A 25404-nucleotide genomic window follows, 5' to 3' on the forward strand; every position below is an offset into this window, starting at 1 on the left:
ATAAAATGGTTTTAGATGGATTTTGATAACTAGGAAAAGTTAAAGCTAATGAAAATCGCTCCCTTACCTAACAACGAGTCTGAGCGAATTGAAGCCCTATTAAGATACGATATTTTGGACACGGAATTTGAAAAAGCCTATGATGAGATTACTCAATTAGCCGCCGCCATTTGTGGCACTCCTGTCGCTTTGATTAGTTTCATAGATGGCGATCGCCAGTGGTTCAAATCAAAAAAAGGCATAGAGCCAAGAGAAACCCCCAGAAATATAGCCTTTTGCTCCCACGCCATTCTCGATACAGAAATATTTATTGTTGAAGATGCCTCTCAAGATGAACGCTTTGCCGATAATCCCTTAGTTTTAGAAGACCCTCCTCATATCCGTTTTTATGCAGGAGCGCCTTTAATTACACCAGATGGGTTTGCATTGGGGACATTATGCGCCATTGATTCTCAACCACGTTGTTTAACAGAGGAACAATTAAATTCTCTACGAATACTCGCAAAACAAGTTGTTACCCAGTTAGAGTTAAGATTAGCAATGAAAACTCTACAGAATTACTCTCAAGAATTAAAAGAATTAAATGCTAGTAAAGATAAATTTTTTTCTATTATTGCTCATGATTTAAAATCCCCTTTTAACACAATTTTAGGATTCGCTGAGGTTCTTAAAAATAATGCCTTAGAACTTACAAAAGAGGAGATAGAAGAATTGGCAGGGGAAATATATAATTCTGGGAAAAATGCCTTTAAATTATTACAAAATCTTTTACACTGGTCTAGGTTAGAAACAGGGAAAATGCAGATTAATCCCGAAATATTAAATCTTAATAAATTAATTGAGGAAGTTTTATTAATTGTTAACCCAATGGCGAAGGAAAAAAATATTCAAATTAACACTAATTTTTCAACTAATAATTTTACAGTGAAATGGGACTATAATATGTTAGTTTCTACTATCCAAAATTTATTAACTAATGGTATTAAATTTACTCCTTCAGGAGGGCAAATTACCATTGAATTGGAAGAAAAAGAATCTCAAATACAGATAAATATTATTGATAATGGGGTAGGAATGACAGAAAAACAACTGGAAAATTTATTTAAAATTGATTGCTGTCAAACAACGGAAGGAACATCAGGAGAAATAGGCACAGGACTAGGCTTATTATTATGTAAGGAGTTCGTCGAAAAAAATGGAGGTCAAATTTGGGTTGAATCTCAAATCAATCAGGGATCAACTTTTTCTTTTACTATTCCATTGAATTAACGCTCTTTTAAGAATTAATAAAAATTTAAATTAATGGGTCTTAGCTTAACTGGAAAAATAATTTTGGTTCTTCTACAATGGTTATGATAAATTAAGAGAAAATAACTTCTATAACCTTTATTGAATAGTGTTTATAGTAAAATAAAAACTAAAAGTTTATAAATTATTATTTAATAATCCCCTATTGCCTCTTGCCTGTTCAGGGTTTTTTCAAAGTCAGGGCAAAATTATCTTGCCCTCACCCCCAACCCCTCTCCCACAGTAGAGGGGAGCGTTTTTTCTTAATAATTGATTAATTAACACTTAAAAACTCCTGTATCTGTTCTGACGGGGAGACAATGAAACTGCAGTGAGGGTAGGTTTTAGGTTTCAGGTTTCAGGTTGCAGGTTTTAAATACATGAGCAGTATTTTGTATTTACGAAATAAATAGCCAGACATATTATCTCAAAATGTTGATAATCCAATAGTTTTGCCTATTATTTGAACCATTGAGTAAATAGAGATAATGATAAATATTAGTGGAGACAAAACCTAACACCTAACACCTGCTACCTGCTACCTATAAGGTTTTTAGAGTTATTGTCCCCCCTTAAGGTATCTGTTACTATTTGTTAGTTTCAAAAATTGATATTTTTGAGAATGAAAAAACCCTGTTTGCCTTTCAGCCTACCCTAACTAATAATTTACATACTCAAACTGATAGAACAGTTTATTTTAATCTTTAAGGATTATTTGTAAGATTTTATCTAAATTATTATCGATCTTAATTGGTAGTAAATTTAAGGATTCTTGCTCTGACAATAAATGAGGAGAAAAGGTTCTGATAGACCATTGAATACATCTATACAAATTATTTGTTTTTTGTTTTGATTTTGGTGTTTCGTTCCATAGGCGAGTACCCGTTGGTCTTTCTTCTCTATCTTGAGATATTAACTCTTTATAGTTAATTTCTTCTTGGTGAGATTTTTTGATTTCCTCGATTAAAGCATCAACAAAATTATCTTGATTGGAATGAGTAATTATTATTTTTTTTACCGATGTATTTTCAATAATTTGTCTAAAAACTTGATTTATATTAGATGTCCAAAATTGTTGATTTTTATGAGTTAGAACATATAATTTTTGAGTAAAAATATTTTTGCCTTCTAAGTGATTTAAAATAAAAATAGCCTCATCAATACTATCAGAAATAATGACAATATCACTTTTATTATTAATTTCTAAACAAGAATAAACTGTGGATAAAAATTGATCTTTGTTTAAATATTTTAATAAATTAGGATGTCTGTTTAAACTATCATCGTTAATTCTAATTTTGCCATCTAGTGCCATTACTTCACCATTATTTTTCACCCCAAGAGGATTAATTTCTATAATATCAAGATCATTTTGGATGAATAAATCATACATTTTTTCAATGATGGCGGTGACTGGTGCGATCGCTTTTTTTTTCAAATTCATTTTCATAACTAAATGACGGGCATGGAATGGCAAAAACTCCTCTTCAATCACACAAGTTTGTAAATTATCTAAAAGAATTTCAACATTAATCCCTCCCTGAGAAGACCCCATTAAAACAGGTTTTTTAAGGACATAATCAAACATAATCCCCAAAAATATCTCGTTTTCCACATCATAGCGACTCTCTGCCAAAATTACCTTGGGATATTCTCCCTCTATGGATAAATTAAATAAAGATTGAGCAACGGCGATCGCATCTATGGTATTCTCAACAAAACGTACACCCCCAAATTTAGCTCTACCACTAACTAAAACTTGAGATTTTAAGACGATGGGGTAATGAATATGTAAATTTTTTAATTCACTAGGGTCAGCAATTGACTGAGAAGGTAATACTGGGATACCAACTTGGGAAAATAATTCTTTAGCTTGATATTCTAATAAGTCCATTAAAGAAACAATCCATAGAAAATAGTTTCATTTTAACCCGAGTAGTTGGGTTCGGGGTTAGGAAAAAGGTTTCAGGTTTCAGGTTTTAGAAGAAAGTAATGAGTAATGAGTAATTATCAACTATTCACTATTCACTATTCACTAATTGCTTTGTCTTAATTCCTAATTCCTAATTGAATCTAATATCCCAAATCCACAGCAATACGATGGGCGCAACTGAAACCAGAAAACGCAACCGCATTCAAACCCTGCCCCGGAAATGTACTATCTCCCACACAATATAAATTTTTAATAGAAGTACGATTGAAAGGCATTGATAATAAACCTAAAAGACGACGGGCAGGAATAGGCCCATAAGTACCGTTTATTCTTCCTAAGAAGCGTCTATGAGTGCGAGGAGTGCCAATTTCCATATAGTCTAACCCCGCATCTAAACCGGGAAAAATCTTTTCTAAACGTTCAATTAAACGCCCTGCCGCTTCTTCTTTCTTGAATTCATATTGTTTCGGGGTTAATCCTTGCCAATAATCCATCGAACTGGGGGTAAAAGTATGAATGATATGGTAGCCTGATGGTGCTAAACTGCGATCGAGGAGAGTTGGAATAGAAACAAAAATAGTTCCCTGTTCAGCTTCTAAGTTGTTCCAATCCTCTAAAATAATGTGATGACATTCAGGATTATTTTCTAACACTTTAGCTTCAACTCCCAAGTGTAAACTCAAAAAACTAGGAGATTGACGATAATTCTGTTGCCACTTAACCTCTTTTTTCGGTTTTTTATTCTCTATCAACTTCTCAAAAGTATCCCAACGGGTAGCATTAGATACAATTCTTTGAGCATAATATTCTTTTCCATTTGCCAATCTCACCCCAATGGCTTCATGGTTTTCCACAATGATTTCTGTAACTCTCGCCTGATATTTTATTTCTCCCCCTAGCTTTTCTAAACCTTCTGCCAAAGTTTCCCCGATTTTGCCTACTCCACCTTTAGGATAATTAATTCCACCATAATGCCGATCAGAAAATACCATTCCCGCATTTATCATCGGAGTTAAGTCAGCCGGTACAACAGACCAACAATAACACTCCATATCAATAAATTTTAATAACTCAGGATTTTTGATATACTTGCGAGCAACATCACCGACATTTAAAGGTAAATATTTAACTAAACTTAAACAAGCAAGGGGTTTTTGGAAGAAAACACGAGTTAAGTAGCGAATTTCCTCTAAGGAAAGCAATTCCATGGAGTTAAGAGCGTTAAAAACAGCCCAACACTCATCATAAAATTTTCTAATCCCTTCTTTTTCGTCAGGAAAATAGTTATATAATTCCTCTAAAAATAAATCATAGTCCCGATGCACTTTCAAATCGAGATTATTGGGTAAATGATAGTGTATTTGAACTGGATCAGGGATAGTCTCCATTTTCATATTGACAGCATCTAAAGCACGAGTTAACAAATTTGTTGTGCCTTCAGTGCCAAAACCAAATATCATTGAAGCACCAACATCGAAGCGATAACCCTGACTCTCAAAATACCCTGCACTACCTCCCGGAATGAGATAACGTTCTAACACCAGAACTTTAACTCCTTTTGCGGCTAACTGAGTGGCTGTCACTAAACCACCTATACCCGAACCAATTACAATTACATCATACTGATTCATACTTTCTGTTCGATCTTAAAACTTTCCCTCTAATCTCCCTTTTACCAGTTTAGCGGTTTATGGTCTCAAAAAAAGCCGTATTTATCCCTAAATTCTCACTTCTCAAAAACAATATTAACCTTAGTTCGGTTTAAGAATATCGAATAAGGTTAGGTGTCAGGTTTCAGGTGGTAGGGGTTGAATATATTCAAATCTTACGGGAAATTTCTTTTTTATCTTAACTCCGAACTTCTGTAAGAGCGAACGGCCATTCGCCCCTAACTAACTCTGAACTCAAATGATTGCCCTTTTCGTCATCACTCTATGGATAGATAAAAATTTATCCCAAACTCAGGTTATATTAACCTCAGTTGTTGAGCAAAATATTATTTTAGGGATGCTTCGAGTTTCAGGTGGTAGGTTTTGAGGAAATATTGGATGAACATTTATCAGTCAATTGAACTAATTACCATCCTTTACCATCAAAAAAGTACAGTTTTTAACAATCAATACAAGGAAATAAAAGATAAATCATGTAAAATAAGTTTTGTCTTAGATTTTAATAAACTTTAATCAATATATACTATTTTAAATTGTTTATATATTCCTCAAAATTAGTTTGAATAAGTAATCATCAAATGTTAAATAAAATAATTTCTTGGCTAAATGATTTTTTCAAAGATAGAAATTTCATGAAGCTAATTCATATTACCGAAAATTTAGTCTCTAAGGTTCTTTCTATTGCTTTAATAATAGTTATCTTTGTTTCTATTTTTGATTTAATTTTAGTCCTATCTCAAGATTTATTTGTGCAAGAGCCTGTCGGTTTTTTCAATGTTACTTTAATTGAAATTTTTGGCTTTTTTCTAAATGTGTTGATTGCTCTAGAATTATTAGAAAATATAACTGTTTATATAAGAAAGCACGTCGTGCAGTTGGAGTTGGTATTAACAACAGCCTTAATTGCAGTGGCAAGAAAAATTATTATTTTTGATACTAGCAAATATGATAAAGTCGATCTAATAGCTCTTGGTTTTGCAACCCTTTGCTTAGCGTTAAGTTATGGAATAATTTGTTATATTCACAAAAGAAAAGTTTAAATTTATTAGTTGTTTGAACTGAAAATAGCTGTAAATCTGAAACCTATTACCTTAAACTTGAAACCTACCCAAATCGAAAGGTATTGCTCAAGAACTGAGGTTAGCAATACATCATTGCCTTATAATTGAATTTAGTCTATATGGGGATTTCAATGTGTTCAAAATATTCAGAACATTAGACAAATTTTATTGGCAATTAAATTTATATTAGACCTCTCCATAAATTATTTTTCGTTGGCTCGTAGTAAGGGCTTCAGCCCTTAAAATGTCTATTATTGGAGATGTCTATTGTTTAATATTTACTGGTTTCTAGGTAAACAAATGACCAGAAACTGAGTATTAAATTCAACTTTTACCCCTTAACTATATATATATTAATTAATAATTTGTAACCGATGAGTTTAACTTTATATAATACCCTTACCAAGCAAGAAGAAGAATTTAAGCCTTCTAATCCAGAAAGAGTAACGATGTATTGCTGTGGAATTACCGCTTATGATTATTGTCATTTAGGTCATGCTCGTACTTGTATCATTTGGGATGTAGTGAGACGTTATTTGACTTGGAGAGGTTATAAAGTTAAATACATTCAAAACTTTACGGATATTGATGACAAAATTCTCAATCGAGCAAAGGCAGAAAATACAACTATGGAAGAGGTGGCTGAACGTTTTATTCAAGCCTATTTTGAGGATATGGAAAAATTGAATGTACAAAAAGCGGATTCTTATCCTCGTGCGACTCATACTCTTGATGGAATTAAAAGGTTAATTTGGGAATTGGAGGAGAAAGGTTTTGCTTACGAGGCTCAAGGGGATGTTTATTATTCAGTAAGTAAGTTTCAAAGTTATGGTAAGTTGTCTGGGAGAAACTTAGATGATTTACAGGCGGGGGCAAGTGGTAGAGTTAATATTCAAGATCAGATTAAGCAGGAGTCTTCTGATTTTGCCCTCTGGAAAAGTGCTAAACCTGATGAGCCTAGTTTCGAGTCTCCTTGGGGTAAGGGGCGCCCGGGGTGGCATATTGAATGTTCGGCGATGGTTAGGGATAATTTAGGTGAAACTATTGATATTCACGTGGGGGGAAGTGATTTAATTTTTCCTCACCATGAAAATGAGATAGCCCAATCGGAGGCGGTAACAGGTAAACCTTTGGCTCGTTATTGGCTACATAATGGCATGGTTAAGGTGGAAGGAGAAAAAATGTCTAAATCTTTGGGTAATTTTATTACTATTAGGGATTTATTGGCTAAATATGACCCCATGGCGGTGCGTTTATTTATTCTTCAGGCGAATTATCGTAAACCTCTTGATTTTACTGATGGGGCGATGGAAGCGGCAACAAATGGTTGGCACACTTTAATGGAAGGTTTAAATTTTGGCTATAAGTATGGCAAGGATTTAGATTGGACATTAGAAGGACATATTCAAGAAATCCCTTCTGTAAAGGATGATTTTTCTCAGGCGGTGGATCAAGATTTTAATTTTGCTTCGGGTTTAGCCGTCTTATTTGAGTTAGCTAAGGAGTTACGCAAAGAGGGAAATTTATTAAGTCATGAAGGTAGAATAAGTCAAAATTCAGAGGATTTGGAGCGTAAATGGCATACTTTAGTTAATTTGGCTCAAGTTCTGGGTTTAGAAGCGAAGTTTGATCAATCTCTTTCTGTCTATTCTCAAATTAGTGATCAAGAAATTGAAGATTTAATTTCTCAAAGAACTATAGCACGTCAAAATAAAAACTATCAAGAGAGCGATCGCATCCGAGATTTACTGAAAGAGAAAGGAGTTACCCTTGTAGATGTGGGCAAAGGGGAGACAAAATGGCATAGAGATTAATTTTGACAAAGGTATTGTCAATTCTTTAAGGATTAATCTACCCCGAAAATTTCATCTTTAACTTAGGTGAAGATAATAGTGAGAAATGAGGAATAAAAAAAGCTGATAGAAAAAACTGATAAAATTGATTAATTAAAACTAAGCAAGATTGAACAATAATAATTTGAATTTTAATGACATACTAAAAAACTCAATAATGATACTAGCTACCTAATTTTATTCTTTTAAATCTCTTTTAATAAAACCATGCTTAAAAAGCTAAAAACTATTGACATAGCCCTTATATTTCTTGTGATATTGGCTTATTTAGGTAATTATTTCAAATTGCCTTTGTTTTTTGGGGTGGATTTTATTTTTGGCAGCATTTTTGTTTGGATAATTACTTATTTTTATGGTTTTCGGCAGGGAATTATTGCAGGTTTTATTAGTAGTATTGAAACCTATTTTTTATGGGGACACCCTTACGCCATCGTTATTTTTACCATAGAGGCTATTTTCGTTAATTATTTTTACCATCGTCGTTATAATAGAAATTTGGTCTTAATTAATATTCTTTATTGGCTTTTTCTTGGGATTCCTCTCATTGCTTTTTTTTATGGTTTTATTCTTGATGTTTCCTTGACAGGAACAATTTTAATTATTTTAAAACAGTCAATAAATGGAATTTTTAATGCTTTAATCGCCACACTTATTTATAGTTATTCTATTTATTTACCCAGCAAATTTTTCCACATAAACAAAAAAAATCATAATCTATTTTTCAGGCAAAATTTATTTAATTTACTTGTTAGTTTTGTTCTTATACCGACATTAATTATTTCTGTTATTAATAGCTATAATTCCATTAATGAAATTGAGAGCATCATCATATCTGATTTAAAAACTACCGCCAATCAATGGCGAGATAATTTGATTTATTGGCAAAATATTCATGTTAGAGCTGTAAGTAATTTAGCAAATAATTCATCTGTTTTTAATGACTTGAATTTGCTATCGGAAAAACTCAATAATACCAGAGCAATAATTGATGATATAGGTTTATTATATGTGAGCGATCGCAATGGAAATATCGTTGCATCCAGCCCTATAAAAAATCAATACGGAAAACCCTTAATTGGAACAAACATAGCTAACACAGAAGAATTTATCAAAGCACAAAAACAAGCTAATTTTCATTTTACTAACATTCATTATGACTTTGTTTTTCTAAATAATCATGTTTCTTTAGTTTATCCTTTTACCAATCAAGATAATCAATTTCAGGGAATTATATATTCTTCCATAACAAATAAGGACATTGCTGAAATTTTTATGAATAAAGAAAGTATTTCTGAAATTTTAATTCTGGATGAAAATAAAAAAATAATTGCCAGTAATACTGGGAATGGAAATATTAAAAATATAAATGAAAGTAACTATGAAATTATCGATTTAGAAAATGGTTTTTCTCAATGGCTACCAATATATCCAGGTATGCCTATAATGACTAGATGGAGTCAATCATTTTATATTTATGAAATCCCCATTAACGAAGAAACTCCTTGGACAATACTAGTAAAAATATCCACGACTCCTTATATAGAAAGGTTAAACATAATATACATAAAATCATTAGGAATTTTATTTTTTATTACAATAATAGCCTTATTTATATCTGACAGTATTAGTAAAAAATTAGTTAAACCATTAGAAAAACTAGGTAAAATTTCCACAAATTTACCCGATAAAATATTTAACAATGAAGATATTTTTTGGCCGGAAACAGATGTTGCAGAAATAGAAATATTGACAAAGAATTATAAGTTAATGGTTCGTGCTTTACAAGAAAAATTTGCTCAATTAAAAGATTCTGAACAAAATTTGACCAAAAAAGTGACAGAAAGAACTAATGAATTAACCATAAAAACTCAACAATTAGAAGCAAAAATAGAAGAAAAAAAGGCGATCGAATCTTTACTTAGAGAAAAAGATGAACGTTATGAATTAGCCGTTTCTGGTACAAACGACGGTATTTGGGATTGGAACTTAAACACTAATGAAGTATATTATTCCCCCGCTTGGATGCGTATAATTGGTTATGAATCTGAACCACTACCTCCAATCTTAGAAACATGGCTCAAACGCATTCATGAAGATGATTTAGAAAAACATTTACATGATATTCACGCCTATTTGAATCAGGAAACAAACTTATATCAAAATACCCATCGCTTAAGGCATAAACAAGGGCATTATGTTTGGGTTTTAGCCAAAGGAAAAAGAGATAATGATGCACAAGGAGAGGCTTATCGATTAGTCGGAACTATAACAGATATAAGTGATAAAATCAGGGCAGAGCAAGAGTTACAGTTAGCAAAAGAACAAGCTGAGAAAGCTAATCAAGCTAAAAGTGAATTTTTAGCCACTATGAGTCATGAAATTCGCACTCCTATGAATGCGGTAATCGGTATGACTGGTTTATTATTAGACACCCCTTTAAATAATGAGCAAAGAGAATTTGCAGAAATAATTCGCACCAGTGCCGATAGTTTATTAACTATTATCAATGACATCTTAGATTTTTCCAAAATTGAATCAGGCAAATTGGAATTAGAATATCAACCTCTATCCATTATCAACGTTATCGAAGAATCACTAGACTTATTAGCCCCAAAAGCAATTAATAAAGGTATAGAGTTAATTTATTTTATTGCCCCGGATATTCCTAAAACCATCATGGGGGATGTAACTCGTTTAAGACAAATATTAGTGAATTTATTAAATAATGCTGTCAAGTTTACCAACGAAGGAGAAATAGTTGTTTCTGTAGGGGTTAGTCGTCAATCCATTAAAGAAAATATCCTTGAATACGAGTTAATTTTTTCTGTGAAAGATACGGGTATCGGTATTCCTAGCAGTCGTATGAATAAATTATTTAAACCTTTTTCCCAAGTGGATGCTTCTACTACTCGACATTATGGCGGTACTGGATTAGGACTAGCTATTTGTAATAGATTAGTTACAATGATGGGGGGACAAATATGGGTAGAAAGCAAAGGAGTTATTGCCGGAGATTTTCCTTCAAGTTATCAGCCCAATTCTTCATTAAGTGATTTAGGATCTATATTTTCATTTACCATCAATACGAAAGTATCTAGTTGGTTAGTAAATCAAGAAAATCCCTCTTATTCCCATATTCTTCAGGATAAAGTAATTTTAATTGTTGATGACAATGAAATTAATCGTCAAGTGTTGATGATTCAGTGTCACAATCTTGGCATGAAAACCATTATTACCGCTTCGGGTAGAGAGGCTTTATTAGCCCTAAAAAATGAGCAAAAACCTGATTTAGCGGTGTTAGATATGCAGATGCCGGGGATGGATGGTTTAACTTTAGCAAAACAAATTCGCTTACTGCCCCATTGTCAGAATTTGCCCTTGATTTTACTTAGTTCCATCGGTAGTGCAGAGATACAAAAGTCTTTACAAGAAGTGGATTGGGCGGCAACTCTCACGAAACCCATCAAACAATCTCTGTTAGAAGATATTTTTATTAACGTTTGTCAAGAAAATCGTAATTATCCCCGCTTATTTTCCTCTTCTTTTTCCTCTCCCTTTGAAGATATTGCTGGTATTGCCCCATTAAAAATTCTTATAGCAGAGGACAATATTGTTAATCAAAAGGTAATTACTAACATTCTCAAACGTCTAGGTTATCGGGCAGATGTGGTGGCTAATGGTTTGGAGGTAATGGAAACCTTGAATCGTCAATCCTATGATTTAATCTTGATGGACGTGCAAATGCCAGAAATGGATGGTTTGACTGCTACTCGTCAGATTCGCACCCTGTGGAATTCTCCTAATAGTAATTTTCAGGGTATTCCCCCTTATATCATAGCAATGACGGCTAATGCCATGGAGGGCGATCGAGAAATTTGTCTAGCCGCAGGAATGGATGATTATTTATCTAAACCCGTGAGAGTAGAAAAATTAATGGAAAAGCTGAAAAATTTACGAAAAACTTATCCTAATTCAGAAATTAACCCTAAAATTGAAACAAAAAAGAATGATCAAAATCATATGGTGCAACTAGACAGAGAAGCAATTAATGAACTAAAAGAAATGTTAGGAGAAGATGATTTTCCCATAGTCTTCGCTGAATTAGTACATACTTACTTAGAAGAAAGTCCTAGTTTGATTCAAGGCTTACTGAATGGATTGGAAAATCAAAATTACCAACAAATCAAAATTAATGCCCATAGTCTTAAATCTAGTAGTGCCAGTTTAGGGGCAAAACATTTTTCCCAATTATGTAAGCAATTAGAAATGTCGGTGGTAGAAGAAAATTTTGAGTTAATACCCCAACTAATCCCGACAATTGTCAAAGAATATCAGGAGGTAGAAAAATATATGAAAATAGAGTTAAATAATCTGACTTAAATATCAAATTGTCGCTTAGGATGGACAATGGGCAAAGTAAAAAGGGCAAGGGGCAAAGGTTAAGAATTAAGAATGGCTCTTCTACAGTAGTTATGACAAATTAATAATAAATAACCTAAGTTCGGTTTAAGAATATCCGATAAGGTTAGGTGTTAGGTTGCAGGTTGCAGGTGTTTGGATGATGAGGAGATGAGGGGAGATACAGAGGGGTTTCCCTTTCCAACTAACAATTTATCACGACGAGTAGTAAGAGAGCCTTAATAATTAAAAACTCCGAACACTCATTATTCATTACTCATTTTTCTCCAACATCTTATTTGCGGAAATCCTAACAAAATCGAGCAAATTATGTCTTTTCCACTATTTATGATTCTGACACAGTGGGTTAAGATATGGGAATCATTTTTAGATAAAAATATATAGTATGGTCAATTTAAAAGGTAGAGATTTATTGAGTATTGCTGACTTAAATCAACAAGAAATTAGAACCATCTTAGATTTAGCCGCCGATTTAAAAAGTGGAAAAAAACAGTTTCAAACCAATAAAACTTTAGGACTATTATTTTATAAAGCATCCACTCGCACAAGGGTTTCTTTTAGTGTGGCAATGTATCAATTGGGGGGTAATGTTATTGACTTAAATCCCAGTCGCACTCAAGTGGGTAGAGGAGAACCTTTACAAGATACTGCGAGAGTATTGGATCGTTATTTGGATATTTTAGCCATTCGCACTTTTGCTCAAGAAGATATACAAACTTTTGCTGACTATAGTGATATTCCTATTATTAATGCTCTGACAGATTTAGAACATCCCTGCCAAATTTTAGCGGATTTACAAACTATTGAGGAGTCTTTTGGTAGTTTAGAAGGAATAACAATGACTTATTTAGGAGATGGAAATAATGTTGCTCATTCTTTGCTTTTAGGGGGAGTTTTGATGGGGATGAATGTCAGAATTGCGACTCCTGAAGGATATGAACCCAATAAAGACATTATTAAACAGGCTCAAGCCTTGGCAAAAAAATCAGAGCAAGTAGTAATCACTCATAATGCAAAAGAAGCAGTGGAAAATACTCAAGTTTTATATACTGATGTCTGGGCTAGTATGGGACAAGAAGAAGAAAGCGCTACTAGAGAGCCTATATTTCAGCCTTATCAAATTAATGAAGAATTATTAGGTATTGCGGATAAGTCGGCGATTGTTTTACATTGTCTTCCTGCTTACCGAGGGAAAGAAATTACGGAAGAGGTGATGGAGGGTAATCAATCTCGCATTTGGGATGAGGCAGAAAATAGAATGCACGCTCAAAAGGCATTAATGGCTTGTTTGTTGGGATTGAGTGATTAAAGAGGTTTCAGGTGTCAGGTTTCGGGTGTCAGGTTGCAAGTTTGAAGGTTTTAATTAATTATTAATTGCTAATTGAAATCTATTTACTATCGACGATTGAAAGTATAATATCGACTTGGAACTTTTAGAAAAATGTATCATAAATGACTAAAACAGCATGGGTATTCCCCGGGCAGGGTTCACAAACTCAAGGCATGGGGATGGATTTAATTGAAGTGGCACAGGATAAATTTAAACAGGCAGAGGAAATATTGGGATGGTCTATTATCCAGAGGTGTCAAGGAGATGAAGAAACTCTTTCTCGTACTCTTTATACCCAACCGTGTTTATATACCATAGAAGCAATTTTAGTCGATTTATTGAAGGATAAAGGCAAAAATGCCGATTTTGTCGCAGGACATAGTTTAGGGGAATATGTGGCTCTTTATGCCGCCAATGTGTATGATTTTGCTACAGGCTTAAATCTTGTGAAGATGCGATCGCAGTTTATGGATCAAGCCCAAGGAGGCAAAATGGTAGCTTTAATGAAATTTAACAGAGAAATCCTTGAGAAAACCATAGAAAATACAGAAAATGTCGTTTTAGCCAATGATAATAGCGATGGTCAGGTGGTTATTTCTGGAGAACCTAATGCCGTTGATGAAGTAGTAGAAGCCGTAAAAGCTAAATTGGCCGTACCTCTTAAAGTTTCGGGGGCGTTTCATTCTCCTTTAATGGCGATAGCCGCCGCAGAATTTGCCAAAGTTTTAGACGAAGCGGAGTTTAAAGACGCTCAAATACCTGTTTTAGCAAATGTTGATCCCAATCCTAGTATTGATGGACAAGAAATTAAAGAAAGATTAAAACAACAAATGACAGGGGGAGTGCGATGGCGTGAAATTATGGCACAAATGCCCTCATTAGGTGTTCAAGAAGTGATAGAAATTGGGCCGGGGAAGGTGTTAACGGGTTTATTTAAGCGTAGTGTCAAAGATGTAAGTTTAGTTAATATAAATGGCTTAGAAAATCTTTAAATGGGTTTGACGGTATTGGGTGCTACGTTTGAAGGTTTTATTTACTCGACCTATTGTTAATTTATTCTTTAATTATCTTCCAAGTTGAGAAGTCATCAATAGAATGAAAGAGATAATCCCATATAACTATGTAATCAACAATTTTATTTTTTATGGATTTTCTTTCTGACACTCTCATTCTTTCTCGAATGCAATTTGCATTCACTGCTATTTTTCATATGTTATGGCCTGTTTTAACTACAGGTATGGCAATTTATTTAGTGATTGTCGAGGGTTTATGGTTAAAGACGAAAAACCCCGATTATTACCATCATGCCCGTTTTTGGTCTAAGTTATATGTGTTAAACTTCGGTATTGGTGTAGCTTCAGGATCGCCTATGGCGTTTCAGTTTGGCACTAATTGGGCGCCTTTTTCTGAGTCGGTGGGAGATTTTTTCGGTAGTGTTTTAGGTTTTGAAGCAACCATGGCATTTATGCTCGAAGCTGGATTTTTAGGTATTATGCTATTTGGTTGGCAAAGGGTTAACCCCACAATTCACTATATTGCTACTATCTGTGTGGCAGTTGGTGCAAATCTATCTACTTTCTGGATTTTAACGGCTAACTCTTGGTTACAAACTCCTGCTGGGGGTGATTTTGTCGATGGCAAGTTCATTGTTAAAGATTATTTTGCGGCCATTGCTAATCCTTTTATGCTTAAGAGTGTATCTCATATGTTTTTAGCTACCCTTGAAACTTCTCTTTTTGTCATCGGTGGTATCAGTGCATGGTATATTCTCAAGAAGCGTCATCAGGCTTTTTTTGCTAAATCTTTTAAAATAGTATTAGCCGTTGCGATCGCAATTACACCTTTACAAATATTTGTGGGTCATTTAAGTGCAGAACAAGTATATCATCATCAACCTACCAAATTAGCGGCAATGGAGGCACAATGGGAAACAATTCCTGCGGGGGAAAAAGCCGATTGGAGTTTATTAGCTTTTCCCGATGAAAAAACCGAGAATAATAAATGGGAAATTACCATTCCCAATGCCTTTCCTTACATTCTTGAGTTTAAGTCCCGTTTGAGTGAACCTGTGTTAGGTTTAAAAGAATGGACTCCTGAAAATCGTCCTCGCATGGTGGGTTTAATCTATTATTCATTCCGTTTAATGAGTGGTATAGCCTTTGTCTTAGTAGGCGTAATGCTTGTGAGCGCCATTCAATGGTTAAGAGGCAAACTATCAGAGGAAAATATTATTCAACAAAAATGGTTAATGATTTCTTGGATGTGGTGCGCACCTTTGGGGTATTTAGCCGTTGAGTCTGGTTGGATAGTGCGTTGCGTAGGAAGACAACCTTGGACTGTTTATGGTGAAATTCGTACGGCAGATGCGGTTTCTAATTTACCCGCCGGGGATGTTTTAACTTCTTTAACTATTTTCATTTGTCTCTATACAGTGTTATTCTTTTCTGCTTTATATTTCGGTAGTCGTATCATTGCTAAAGGACCTAAATTTGACTTACCTCTACCCGGAGATGATAAAGATTTACCAGTGGAAGTAGATTCTGCTCAACATATTCCTGATAGTCGCCCTATTTAGTTAACCTCAGTTTGGTTTAAGAATATCGGGTAAGGGTAGGTGTCAGGTTTCAGGTGTTGGGATATTGAGATATTAGGGGAAACGAGTTAGGAGTTAATTAAACACTTTTGCCTTTTGCCTTTTGCCTTTTGCCTCTTGACTCTTACCTAGGGTGTTAGGGAGAAACTCACCCTTAAAGTGCATTGTTACTAATTACTAATTATTAATTAGCTTCAGTTATAAGGTGCGATCGCACTTATTATAGCTACATCGTAAAAAATCTGTAATCACTTAAGACAGTAAAAAAATGGAATCACTTAATTATCTTTTACCATTGGTATGGTTTGCCATCCTTGCTTTATTTCTATTTATGTATGTGATGTTGGATGGTTTTGATTTAGGGGTAGGGATTCTCTCTCTTACCTCTTCTTCTGAAGAAAGGCGTAGCGTTTTAATGACAAGTTTAAGTAATGTCTGGGATGCCAATGCTACATGGTTAATCTTAATGGGGGGAAGTCTTTTTGGTTCGTTTCCCCTCGCTTATAGTACCATTTTAAATGCTCTTTATATCCCGATTATGATTATGATTTTGGGGTTAGTGGTGCGTACGGTTTCTTTTGAATTTAGGGAAAATTCTCGTCGTAAGTTATTCTGGAATTTGGCTTTTGGGATAGGTAGTTTTGTGGCAACTTTAGGGCAGGGTTTCGCCCTTGCAGGTGTTATTGAGGGTATTCATGTGGATGCTAGTGGACATTTTATTGGTTCGACTTGGGATTGGTTTAACTGGCGTAGTGTGGTGGTTGCTTTAACTCTTATTCAGGGTTATGTTTTAATTGGTTCTTGTTATTTGATTATGAAAACGACGGGAAGTCTTCAAGAAACTCATTATAAAACCGCTAAGATTGCCGCTATTACTACTCTTATCGGTGCGATCGCAATTACTACTGTAACCCCTATATTCTCTATTTTTGCTAGAAATAGGCTCTTTGATAAACCTTTTATTTATGTATTTAGCGCCATTCCCATTTTAGGAGTAATTCTGGTGATTTTACTTTTAAGGAGTTTAGCTAAAAAAAGAGAAGTTACCCCATTTATTTACACAATTTTAATTTTCTTATTAACTTTTGTGGGATTAGCTTTAGTTGTATTTCCTTACATAATCCCTCCAAGTGTAACTATTTTTGATGCAGCAGCATCTCCTAGCTCTTTAGTTTTTATGTTGACTTTTATCGGTTTTTTAATTCCGATTATGCTGTTTTATAACGTTTATAATTACTTTGTTTTTCGAGGCAAAATTACAGGTAATTAAAAGATATGGTAATCAGGTTTGAGTTTGGAAAGAGGTTTCAGGTTTCAGGTTTCAGGTGGCAGGAGTTAGGAGTTAGGAGTTATTTAATTTTTAATTTTTAATTCTTAATTTTTCCTTTGCCCCTTGCCCCTTGCCCTTTTTTAATTTTGATAAAATTCTCGATACCATTTAACAAACTCATCAATACCCTTTTCAATGGGAGTAGAAGGTTTAAAGCCAACGGATTTATATAAGTCATCAACATCAGCATAAGTTATAGGCACATCTCCGGGTTGAATTGGCAAAAATTCTTTCTCGGCGGTGACACCTAACGATTTTTCAATGGTGGTAATAAAATCAATGAGTTTGACGGGTTTATTATTTCCAATGTTATACAGACGATAAGGTGCTTTACTATTCGGATTATCTGTTTGAGGTGTAGGAATTTGCTTCATAACCCTAACTACTCCTTCAATAATGTCATCGATATAAGTAAAATCTCTTTGCATATCTCCATAGTTAAAAACTTTTATTTTTTTTCCTTCTAAAATATTTTTAGTAAAAATAAAGTAAGCCATATCTGGTCTTCCATAAGTACCATAAACCGTAAAGAATCTTAAACCTGTTGTGGGTATGTTGTATAAATGACTATAGGTATGTGCCATTAACTCGTTGGCTTTTTTCGTGGCGGCGTATAAGCTGACAGGGTTATCAACATTATCTTGAGTGGAAAAAGGAATTTTTTTATTTGCCCCATAAACTGAACTTGATGAAGCGTAAACTAGATGTTGAATGTTGTGATGGCGACAGGCTTCCAAGATGTTAACGAAGCCTATTAGGTTACTATCAACATAAGCGTGAGGATTTTCTAAAGAATATCTAACTCCTGCTTGGGCGGCTAAATTGACAACAGTGGTAATTTTATTTTCCTTGAATAAGTTCATTATAGAGATGCGATCGACCAAATCCAAGAGAAAGAACTGAAAATTATGATGTTGTTTTAAAATTTCTAAACGAGCTTGTTTTAAAGATACGTCATAATAGTCATTCATATTATCAATACCGATAACTGAATAGCCATCATTCAATAAACGCTGACTTAGATGAAAGCCAATAAAACCGCTACTACCTGTAATTAAAATTGTTTCCATAATATTAATTAAATTTATTAACCTTTCAATAATAGCTGAATTCAACTTAAAATCTATTTAAAATTTCGGTAGCAATGAAATAAATTATGTGTGGGTAATTGAAAAAATATTGATTTAGAATTGACAAAAATTAATAACTTATATATTTTTCATTTGTATGTTAGTGGGATATTAAATAAACGATAAAAGTTCATTGTTATTAGATATTTTTATAAACAACAGCACCATCACTCTCTCTATTATAACCGTAAATTAAATGCTCATTTTCTAAATCTAAAAGAGTTTTTTTGACAATTTGAGGACTCAATTCCGTGGCGATAACAATTTCTGAAACAGTCATTTCTCCTCTGTTATTTATAGCTTTTAAAATAATTATATCTGGGCTATTTCCAGAAAAAGAAGAAGGGTAATTAGTGAGCTGATTTGTATTTCCTTCTAATTCTTTAAATTTGTTTTTTGCCTTGTTTATTGAAATAACATTTTCTACTGTCACACTGATAGCAAAAAATCCTAATAATGTTTCCATTGTTTCATTTTCTTCCGATGCCCCTACCAAAATTATATAAACAATAAATGAAATTAAAGCAGCTTTATAACGAAGGGTATAAAAATAACCTACCGGAGCAACAAAAAACGTTAAAACTCCAGCTATCCAACGATTTTTATTAGCTTTATTTCTTATTTGTTCTAAGTTGTTACTATCTTTCATAACTACTCCAAGTTTATTTAAAACAGTTTTCCCTACCAACTATTACATTATACTTCATATTATTATGTTGCCTCCCACAAAACTACAAAATATGAAGCAAACTTTGTGTATTTTTTCAGTTAACAATAATTCTCTTGATAATATTAAAAACGATGTTCAAACTCTAAAACTCCTCTTGTATCTTGTTCAAAATCACTTGAACCTCTAAAAATAGTTTGTTCGTTAAGACGATAACGAATACTATATCTAGGAGATTGTTCATTAGTTAATATTTTCATAATAGAAATAGACAAATCATCAGTCAAATCTAAAGCTAATTCCGCCCCTAAGCCAAGAGTAGAAATGCGGTTTTCCGGGTTTAATATTTGAGTAGGAAATAATCTTAATTCATCAAAACCAAATGCTTTTTGAATTTCTCCTTGTACACCACCTAAAAATGCCGCACTAGCTAAATTAACTAAATCAAGATTACCATTTGCTTCGGTTAAATTATTGAAAAAACCTCCTCCTAAAAGGGCGATAATTTCTGCTTCATTTCTTTGAGGACTACTACTTAATACTATATTATTTTCTAAATTATCACTCCATCCTTTTATTCCTGCTTTAATTTTAATTGTTTGAACTGTATCGATAGAAAAATTAGTTAAATCCCTAATCTCATTACTATTAGATGTATCTGCAAATTGATAGCGACTTGTCTCGGTTACTGAACTTTCCAACTGTAAATCAAGATAAGGATTAAAACCATTTTCAGGAGTAAATTTCGCTGTATTATTATAGTTATTGGCAAGACTTAATTGACTTGTAAATAAGTTTATATTACCGTCAGTTAATTTTATTATTCCTTGGGGGGATAAATTATTTAATTTGCCTTTTAAGTTTAGTTGTCCTTTAGCTCTTAAATTTAAAATGGGAGGTTGTTCAATAATAATATTATCTTGTAAATTAATATATAAATCGCTGATATTAATGTTATTAATTAAACCTTGCTCAGTGATTATGTTCTCTGATTGATTTTTGCTTAACTCAATCTGTCCATCATATAAATTAATTTCTCCTCCCAAATTAGGGCGAATAAAACTTCCAGATATATTTAACTCAGCAGAAGCATTTCCTCTGTATAACTCATCAATATTTAAACTTAAATCACTAACATTTAAACTCAACAATTGATTATTCAATTGAGGGTCAATCAGAGGTAAACTACCATTCAAGCTGATGCTTCCTCCACTAAATTCTCCCACTAAATTAGGAATGTTTAATTGGCTAAAATCAAATAAAACTTGACCATTAATATTTGAAATCGTTTGATTATCAATAGCTTTTCCTTGGACAACCCCATTGTTTAATGTTATGATGCCTTCTGTATTAACTTCTTTAATAGAGTTTTTTTCTTGATTATATTTTCCTCTTATATTCAAATCAATATTGCCGTCTCCTTCTAACCATTTTAACTGATTATTAGTGACTATATCGAGCAAAGTAAAACCATCTTTATTTAAGTTTATATCAAGTTTAAAATCATTATTATTAGGTTTTGAGGAATTAGGAAAAATTTGAAAAGGAAGGCTTCCTATTAGTTTTAATGATTCATTATTATTAGTTAAATTACTACTAGCTAAAAAATCAATGCGAGAATTTCTTAAGCCGAAACTAGCGTTAGTTTGATCAATATTTTTATTATTTATTTGTACATCAATAGCCTCAATATTTCCTTTTGCCAGAGGATTTTTTTCACTACCACTAATTGCGATCGCACTATTGACATTTCCTTGTATATTTAAAGTATCAGGTAAATTAGCTATATCAGCTATTTGAGAAAGAGGAAAATTAGATAAAGTCACCTCTCCAGATATTCTTTCAGGTTGAAAAGTCCCAGTTAAAGATAAAATTGTTTCATCGCTTTTAATGATCACGGGGAGAAATGTAAGTAAATTATTATGATAACTACCCGTAACCTGTAAAAAATTGCCTTCGTAATCCCCCCATTGCCAACTATCCCCACGAAAATCAAAATCAGCTTTAACACCATCCTGAGATAAAAAACCTAAGTTTATAACACCATTAAATTTACCTGTTAATTCCTCTAAAGAAGGTAAGTTTTTATCTAAAATTTTCTCCCTTTTTAACTTCAAATTATTCTCAACTTTTTTCAAAGTGTCTATTGTCTCTAAAAGAGAATCTTCCTCTGAATTAATGGCAAAAAGCGGGGGATTAGCAGATAAATTACTCTCTGAAGATGGAGAAGCAGATTTATCAGAAACAACCGAAATAGTATCATTTTCAGCCGAATATCGGTTATTACTATTACTATTCGCAGAATATAAATCTTTTGCAGAGGCGTATTCCCTTGGCTGAAAGCCTTTTGATATATCAGCAAACTCAAAAAATTCCCAACTGGTAAGAAGATTTTGAATATCTCCATCTTCAATTTCTATACCTAATCTTAATTGTGGACTATTAGTCAAAGAAACTAATTTTCCCGTAAACTTATACTCGTTTTCCTGATGGTGTAAATTACCATTGAGAAATTCAATCACATCATTTTTAATAATGACTTCACTGGTGAGAATATCCCCGTGAAAATGATTTAAACGGGGTTTTGTAATGGTTATTTTTGATGCACTAACACTATAGTTATTTAGATTGAAACTTACCTCCCCAGAAAGAATACCCCCTACTTCTTTGATTTCTGTCGGTAGATAATTTTTCCAAGATTTTGTCACCTTACCTAAAGGTATCTCACTCATATCAATAACGAAATTTTCTGACTCCCTTAAACCTCTTAATTGTGTGGTGTCTTTTTGCAGATAGATTTCTTGGGGTTTTAATTGACTGTCTAGGGTTACGGCTAATTTATCTTCACTGTTACTATCATTTAAAGTTAAATCCAATCCCTGCTGTGGAGAAAAAGATAATTCACCTCGGAGAGGAGAAAAGTTTAAACTGGCTACCTCAAATTTGTTAAGGGTAACATCTCCTTTTAACTGAGGTTGGGAAAGATTCCCAATTAATTTACCTTGAAAATCAACATTACCCTGATAATTAAGTAAACTCAAAGAAGCAGGTAAAGATAGTTTTGACAAACTCATTTGTTGAGTAGTCACATCCAAATCAAAATCTTTTATGGTTTGAGTTTTGGTATCTAAATTAATTATTCCCCTTGCTTGAAAATTGTCACTAACTGCCTGATTAACTTGTAAATATTCTCCATTCCAGCCAAAAGATACTGTCACTGGTTGAGAAATTAAGCTAATTCCCTGAGCAAAAGATAAATTACCATCAACACTTATTTTATCTGGGGTAATAGAATTCACATTCCCTTTTACCGTTAAATCTCCTTTGACTTGCCCATCCCAACTATTATTAAGTTGGGAAAGGGAAAAACCCTCTGTAAAGGTGTTGGCAACAAAATTATTTTCTGCAACTTTGATTTGATTAACTTTAATTTTTCCTTGAGGTAAAAATATATCCCCTTGCCCTTCAATATTTATATTTTCTTGATTATCTAAATCTCCCTTAACAATTAAACCTGCTGTTATATTACCTTTATCAATTCCAGGCACATTGAGAAATTGATTTTCTGGATTATTCGATAAAGATAAAAGTTGAGTAAGGGGAAAATTATTAACCTCCAAGGTGGTTTGCCAGTTATTATTCTTGAGATAGGTATTTTCTAATACAATCTGATTTTCTCCTAGGTTAAAAGAAAAATCCCCTTCTAGCTTTAAGTTTTCTTGGTTTAGGTTTTGAGTATTACCACTTAAATTAAAATTCCCCTGAAGTATAGAATCTTGACATTTTAATTTTTCACAGTTAATGAAGGATAAATCCCGTAAACTTCCTTGGGAAATTTCTATATTGGCTAACCATGAATCAGAGTTGAGTTGTAGGTTTTTAACCCTTGCTTCTCCTTGAGGCAACGTTATATTAGAAGCACCTATTAATTGAAAATTAGAAAATTCTCGCCAATCTCCAGAAAAATTATAATTACCTGAAATTTTCCCCAGAGAAATTGGTAATGTTTTTTGATAAAGATTGAGAAGTTTTTCACCATCAATTTCTTTTCCTTGCCAATCAATACTAAATTTGCTGTTAGCTTTTTGTAAGTTGATAAAACCGCTACCTTTTATTTCACCTCCTATTTTCGGCAATATGGTGACATCTTCTATATTTAACTGAGAGTCAACAATAGCTAAATTAGCGGTTATTTTATCAAGAGGAATTTTGGCAACTTTAATTTCTTCATCTGCATTGGCAATTTTTACTTTAACTATCGGATTATAGACATTACCTGTTAAGCTAACATTTCCTTTAATTTTTCCCTCTGTTTCTAAATTAAATGGGGTTAACTTCAAAGAGGAAGCCACATCGTCAACAGTTAAAGAATTAGTAATATTGGCATTAATATTTAAGTTTCTATTTTTATCGATAATGCCTGTAACTTGAGTGGGAATTAAGCCTAAATTAGTTGTAATGTTATCTAGTTTAATTTCTCCATCTGTTGATAGGTTTATATCTCCATTGCTGTTAACTAAGGGATAAGGTAATTGTGAAAAAGAAACATCTACTTGGTTAACGTTAATTTTACCTTCAATACTATCAAGGGTTTCATTTTGAAATTCAAGGGTAAGATTGCTCTGTAGTTTACCTGAGTTTATTTGTAAGGGTAATCTAACTAAATTGAGTTGATTGAAGGTATCTGTCAAGATATTTTCGGCGTTAATATTTAACACCCATTGGTTATCTGAGGGAATTCTCCATCCAGTTAGGTTGACATTTCCCCCTGCAACAACATTTCCTTCTACATTGAATAAATTTTTATTTTCTTCAAAGATGAAATTGGCTAGGTTGATATTTAATTGAGAGTATTTTTCTGGGTTGAGATTATTTTTGACGAATAAGTTACCACTATTTAGTTGTATATCATTAACATTGATACTTAATCCCCAAGGTAAGCTACTTTTTTGGTTACTAATATTTAGTCTTAACCAACTATTATTTTTATCTTGTTGTAGGTAAATTTCTCCTTGATTAAGAGTGATGTCTAAGTCTATTCTTTTTGATAGTAGTTTTAGGGGGTTGAAATGGACTATAATTTCTTCTACGATGGCAGAATCATTTTCCGTGGCAGTAGAGGGGATAATTGTTTTCCCGATGGTTAAATGATTAAAGGAAATCGTATTTATTTTACCTAGTTCAACGGGACGAGAAAGGTAATTACTAATAGATTTTTCTAGTAAGGGATTTAGTTTTTCTGTGGTGAAATACCATCCGTAGCTTAATCCTCCTCCTACAGATAATAAAGTTAGGTAGGTAAACCAGCGCCAAAGGTTTTTTTGATTCTGAGTGGCTTCTGCGGTTACTTTATTTTTCTTAGAGTCTGATAGGGAATAGTCGGAGGAGTCAATCATCTCTTTTGCGGATAATGGTCATGTTTTTGTCTCTAGCTTATCCTAATTATTCTAAGTTAAGAATTAAATGATCGTCCCTTCAAATAATTAATTTTTTTCTAGTTATCCATCAATGATTTCAGATTAGCTAAAGCTGACCAACGTTTATCGTTTTTATTGTTATCTGTGGATGTTTTGCCGGGGGGTTGACAATCATTACTACATAAACTGCGTAAGGGAATGGCTAAAGATAGTTGTTGATAAATCCATTCTTCGATAATTAATTCTCCATCGGGGGGTAAACTTTCCCATAAATCTTCCCCTGTAATTTCTCTTTCGGGGGGATAATATTGATTTAATTCGGCTTCATATTTAAGATAAATAATTTCTGAGGTATCGACTTCTAAACGATAATTAAATGTTTGTAAACATCGATCGCACGTTAATGTAAGGATAGTATCTGCTTGTAATTGTAAGTCTAAGAAGTTGCCCCCATGACGTACTTGAAATATTCCTTTTACGGGGGTAAGAGTGGTTAAGCCTGAGATGCGATCGCACAACTTGATTTCCATGGTTTGCTCAGGCATTTTCAGCAGTTGTGGAATATAAATAGTTTCCATCAGTGAATAATGAATAGATTTCAAAAGGGTAAAAGGCAAAAGGCAAAAGGCAAGAGGCAAGAGGCAAGGGGCAAGGGGCAAAGGAAAAATTAAGAATTAAGAATTAAAAACTCCGAACACCTGTACGGGCGAATAG

14 protein-coding genes are annotated in these 25404 nt (G+C 33.2%); 8 read left to right on the forward strand and 6 right to left on the reverse strand.

Annotation, left to right across the window (positions count from 1 at the left end; translation table 11 throughout):
- Positions 1-48: 48 nt before the first annotated feature.
- Positions 49-1269 carry a GAF domain-containing sensor histidine kinase gene (locus tag CYAN10605_RS05655; protein ID WP_015218976.1) on the forward strand — a complete coding sequence of 407 codons (1221 nt, stop codon included), beginning with the start codon at positions 49-51 and terminating at the stop codon, positions 1267-1269.
- 715 nt (positions 1270-1984) lie between these two features.
- On the opposite strand, the gene CYAN10605_RS05660 is transcribed toward CYAN10605_RS05655, so the two are convergent.
- Both CYAN10605_RS05660 and crtH read right to left on the reverse strand, forming a co-directional pair.
- Positions 1985-3181 carry an ATP-grasp domain-containing protein gene (locus CYAN10605_RS05660; RefSeq protein WP_015218977.1) on the reverse strand — a complete coding sequence of 399 codons (1197 nt, stop codon included), beginning with the start codon at positions 3179-3181 and terminating at the stop codon, positions 1985-1987.
- A 179-nt stretch (positions 3182-3360) separates the two neighbouring features.
- Positions 3361-4851, reverse strand: a complete 1491-nt coding sequence (crtH, locus tag CYAN10605_RS05665) for a carotenoid isomerase (protein WP_015218978.1) — start codon at positions 4849-4851, stop codon at positions 3361-3363.
- A 617-nt stretch (positions 4852-5468) separates the two neighbouring features.
- Between crtH and CYAN10605_RS05670 the strand changes: the two genes are divergently transcribed.
- The 7 genes from CYAN10605_RS05670 (at position 5469) to cydB (ending at position 17416) form a co-directional block, all read left to right on the forward strand.
- Positions 5469-5930, forward strand: a complete 462-nt coding sequence (locus CYAN10605_RS05670; protein WP_015218979.1) for a phosphate-starvation-inducible PsiE family protein — start codon at positions 5469-5471, stop codon at positions 5928-5930.
- Positions 5931-6325: 395 nt separating this feature from the next.
- Positions 6326-7765 (forward strand): cysteine--tRNA ligase, encoded by a 1440-nt coding sequence (cysS, locus tag CYAN10605_RS05675; RefSeq protein WP_015218980.1) that lies wholly within the window; start codon positions 6326-6328, stop codon positions 7763-7765.
- 246 nt (positions 7766-8011) lie between these two features.
- Positions 8012-12184, forward strand: a complete 4173-nt coding sequence (locus CYAN10605_RS05680; protein ID WP_015218981.1) for a response regulator — start codon at positions 8012-8014, stop codon at positions 12182-12184.
- Positions 12185-12608: 424 nt separating this feature from the next.
- Complete coding sequence (argF, locus tag CYAN10605_RS05685; protein ID WP_015218982.1) at positions 12609-13532, forward strand: ornithine carbamoyltransferase; 924 nt, start codon at positions 12609-12611, stop codon at positions 13530-13532.
- 143 nt (positions 13533-13675) lie between these two features.
- Positions 13676-14545 (forward strand): ACP S-malonyltransferase, encoded by an 870-nt coding sequence (fabD, locus tag CYAN10605_RS05690; RefSeq protein ID WP_015218983.1) that lies wholly within the window; start codon positions 13676-13678, stop codon positions 14543-14545.
- Positions 14546-14697: 152 nt separating this feature from the next.
- Positions 14698-16128, forward strand: a complete 1431-nt coding sequence (locus tag CYAN10605_RS05695) for a cytochrome ubiquinol oxidase subunit I (RefSeq protein WP_015218984.1) — start codon at positions 14698-14700, stop codon at positions 16126-16128.
- 286 nt (positions 16129-16414) lie between these two features.
- Complete coding sequence (gene cydB, locus CYAN10605_RS05700; RefSeq protein ID WP_015218985.1) at positions 16415-17416, forward strand: cytochrome d ubiquinol oxidase subunit II; 1002 nt, start codon at positions 16415-16417, stop codon at positions 17414-17416.
- A gap of 140 nt (positions 17417-17556) precedes the next feature.
- Here cydB and CYAN10605_RS05705 read toward each other — a convergent pair whose 3' ends face one another.
- The 4 genes from CYAN10605_RS05705 to CYAN10605_RS05720 all read right to left on the reverse strand — a co-directional run bounded on the left by CYAN10605_RS05705 (position 17557) and on the right by CYAN10605_RS05720 (position 25268).
- Positions 17557-18546, reverse strand: coding sequence for an NAD-dependent epimerase (locus CYAN10605_RS05705; protein ID WP_015218986.1), 990 nt, complete (start codon positions 18544-18546; stop codon positions 17557-17559).
- Positions 18547-18745: 199 nt separating this feature from the next.
- Complete coding sequence (locus CYAN10605_RS17775; RefSeq protein WP_015218987.1) at positions 18746-19255, reverse strand: transcriptional regulator; 510 nt, start codon at positions 19253-19255, stop codon at positions 18746-18748.
- A 143-nt stretch (positions 19256-19398) separates the two neighbouring features.
- Positions 19399-24669 (reverse strand): translocation/assembly module TamB domain-containing protein, encoded by a 5271-nt coding sequence (locus CYAN10605_RS05715; RefSeq protein ID WP_015218988.1) that lies wholly within the window; start codon positions 24667-24669, stop codon positions 19399-19401.
- A gap of 98 nt (positions 24670-24767) precedes the next feature.
- Positions 24768-25268, reverse strand: a complete 501-nt coding sequence (locus CYAN10605_RS05720) for a YceD family protein (protein ID WP_015218989.1) — start codon at positions 25266-25268, stop codon at positions 24768-24770.
- Positions 25269-25404 lie beyond the last annotated feature (136 nt).

This window comes from Cyanobacterium aponinum PCC 10605 (genome assembly GCF_000317675.1).
In the GTDB taxonomy this organism is placed as follows: domain Bacteria; phylum Cyanobacteriota; class Cyanobacteriia; order Cyanobacteriales; family Cyanobacteriaceae; genus PCC-10605.

Bases quoted from the DNA above. Each gene is read 5' to 3' on its own strand.
- CYAN10605_RS17775 (WP_015218987.1), bottom strand. From the start codon at position 19,255: ATGAAAGATAGTAACAACTTAGAACAAATAAGAAATAAAGCTAATAAA.
- CYAN10605_RS05660 (WP_015218977.1), bottom strand. From the start codon at position 3,181: ATGGACTTATTAGAATATCAAGCTAAAGAATTATTTTCCCAAGTTGGT.
- CYAN10605_RS05670 (WP_015218979.1), top strand. From the start codon at position 5,469: ATGTTAAATAAAATAATTTCTTGGCTAAATGATTTTTTCAAAGATAGA.
- CYAN10605_RS05715 (WP_015218988.1), bottom strand. From the start codon at position 24,669: ATGATTGACTCCTCCGACTATTCCCTATCAGACTCTAAGAAAAATAAA.
- CYAN10605_RS05655 (WP_015218976.1), top strand. From the start codon at position 49: ATGAAAATCGCTCCCTTACCTAACAACGAGTCTGAGCGAATTGAAGCC.
- CYAN10605_RS05695 (WP_015218984.1), top strand. From the start codon at position 14,698: ATGGATTTTCTTTCTGACACTCTCATTCTTTCTCGAATGCAATTTGCA.
- argF (WP_015218982.1), top strand. From the start codon at position 12,609: ATGGTCAATTTAAAAGGTAGAGATTTATTGAGTATTGCTGACTTAAAT.
- CYAN10605_RS05680 (WP_015218981.1), top strand. From the start codon at position 8,012: ATGCTTAAAAAGCTAAAAACTATTGACATAGCCCTTATATTTCTTGTG.
- fabD (WP_015218983.1), top strand. From the start codon at position 13,676: ATGACTAAAACAGCATGGGTATTCCCCGGGCAGGGTTCACAAACTCAA.
- crtH (WP_015218978.1), bottom strand. From the start codon at position 4,851: ATGAATCAGTATGATGTAATTGTAATTGGTTCGGGTATAGGTGGTTTA.
- CYAN10605_RS05720 (WP_015218989.1), bottom strand. From the start codon at position 25,268: ATGGAAACTATTTATATTCCACAACTGCTGAAAATGCCTGAGCAAACC.
- cysS (WP_015218980.1), top strand. From the start codon at position 6,326: ATGAGTTTAACTTTATATAATACCCTTACCAAGCAAGAAGAAGAATTT.
- cydB (WP_015218985.1), top strand. From the start codon at position 16,415: ATGGAATCACTTAATTATCTTTTACCATTGGTATGGTTTGCCATCCTT.
- CYAN10605_RS05705 (WP_015218986.1), bottom strand. From the start codon at position 18,546: ATGGAAACAATTTTAATTACAGGTAGTAGCGGTTTTATTGGCTTTCAT.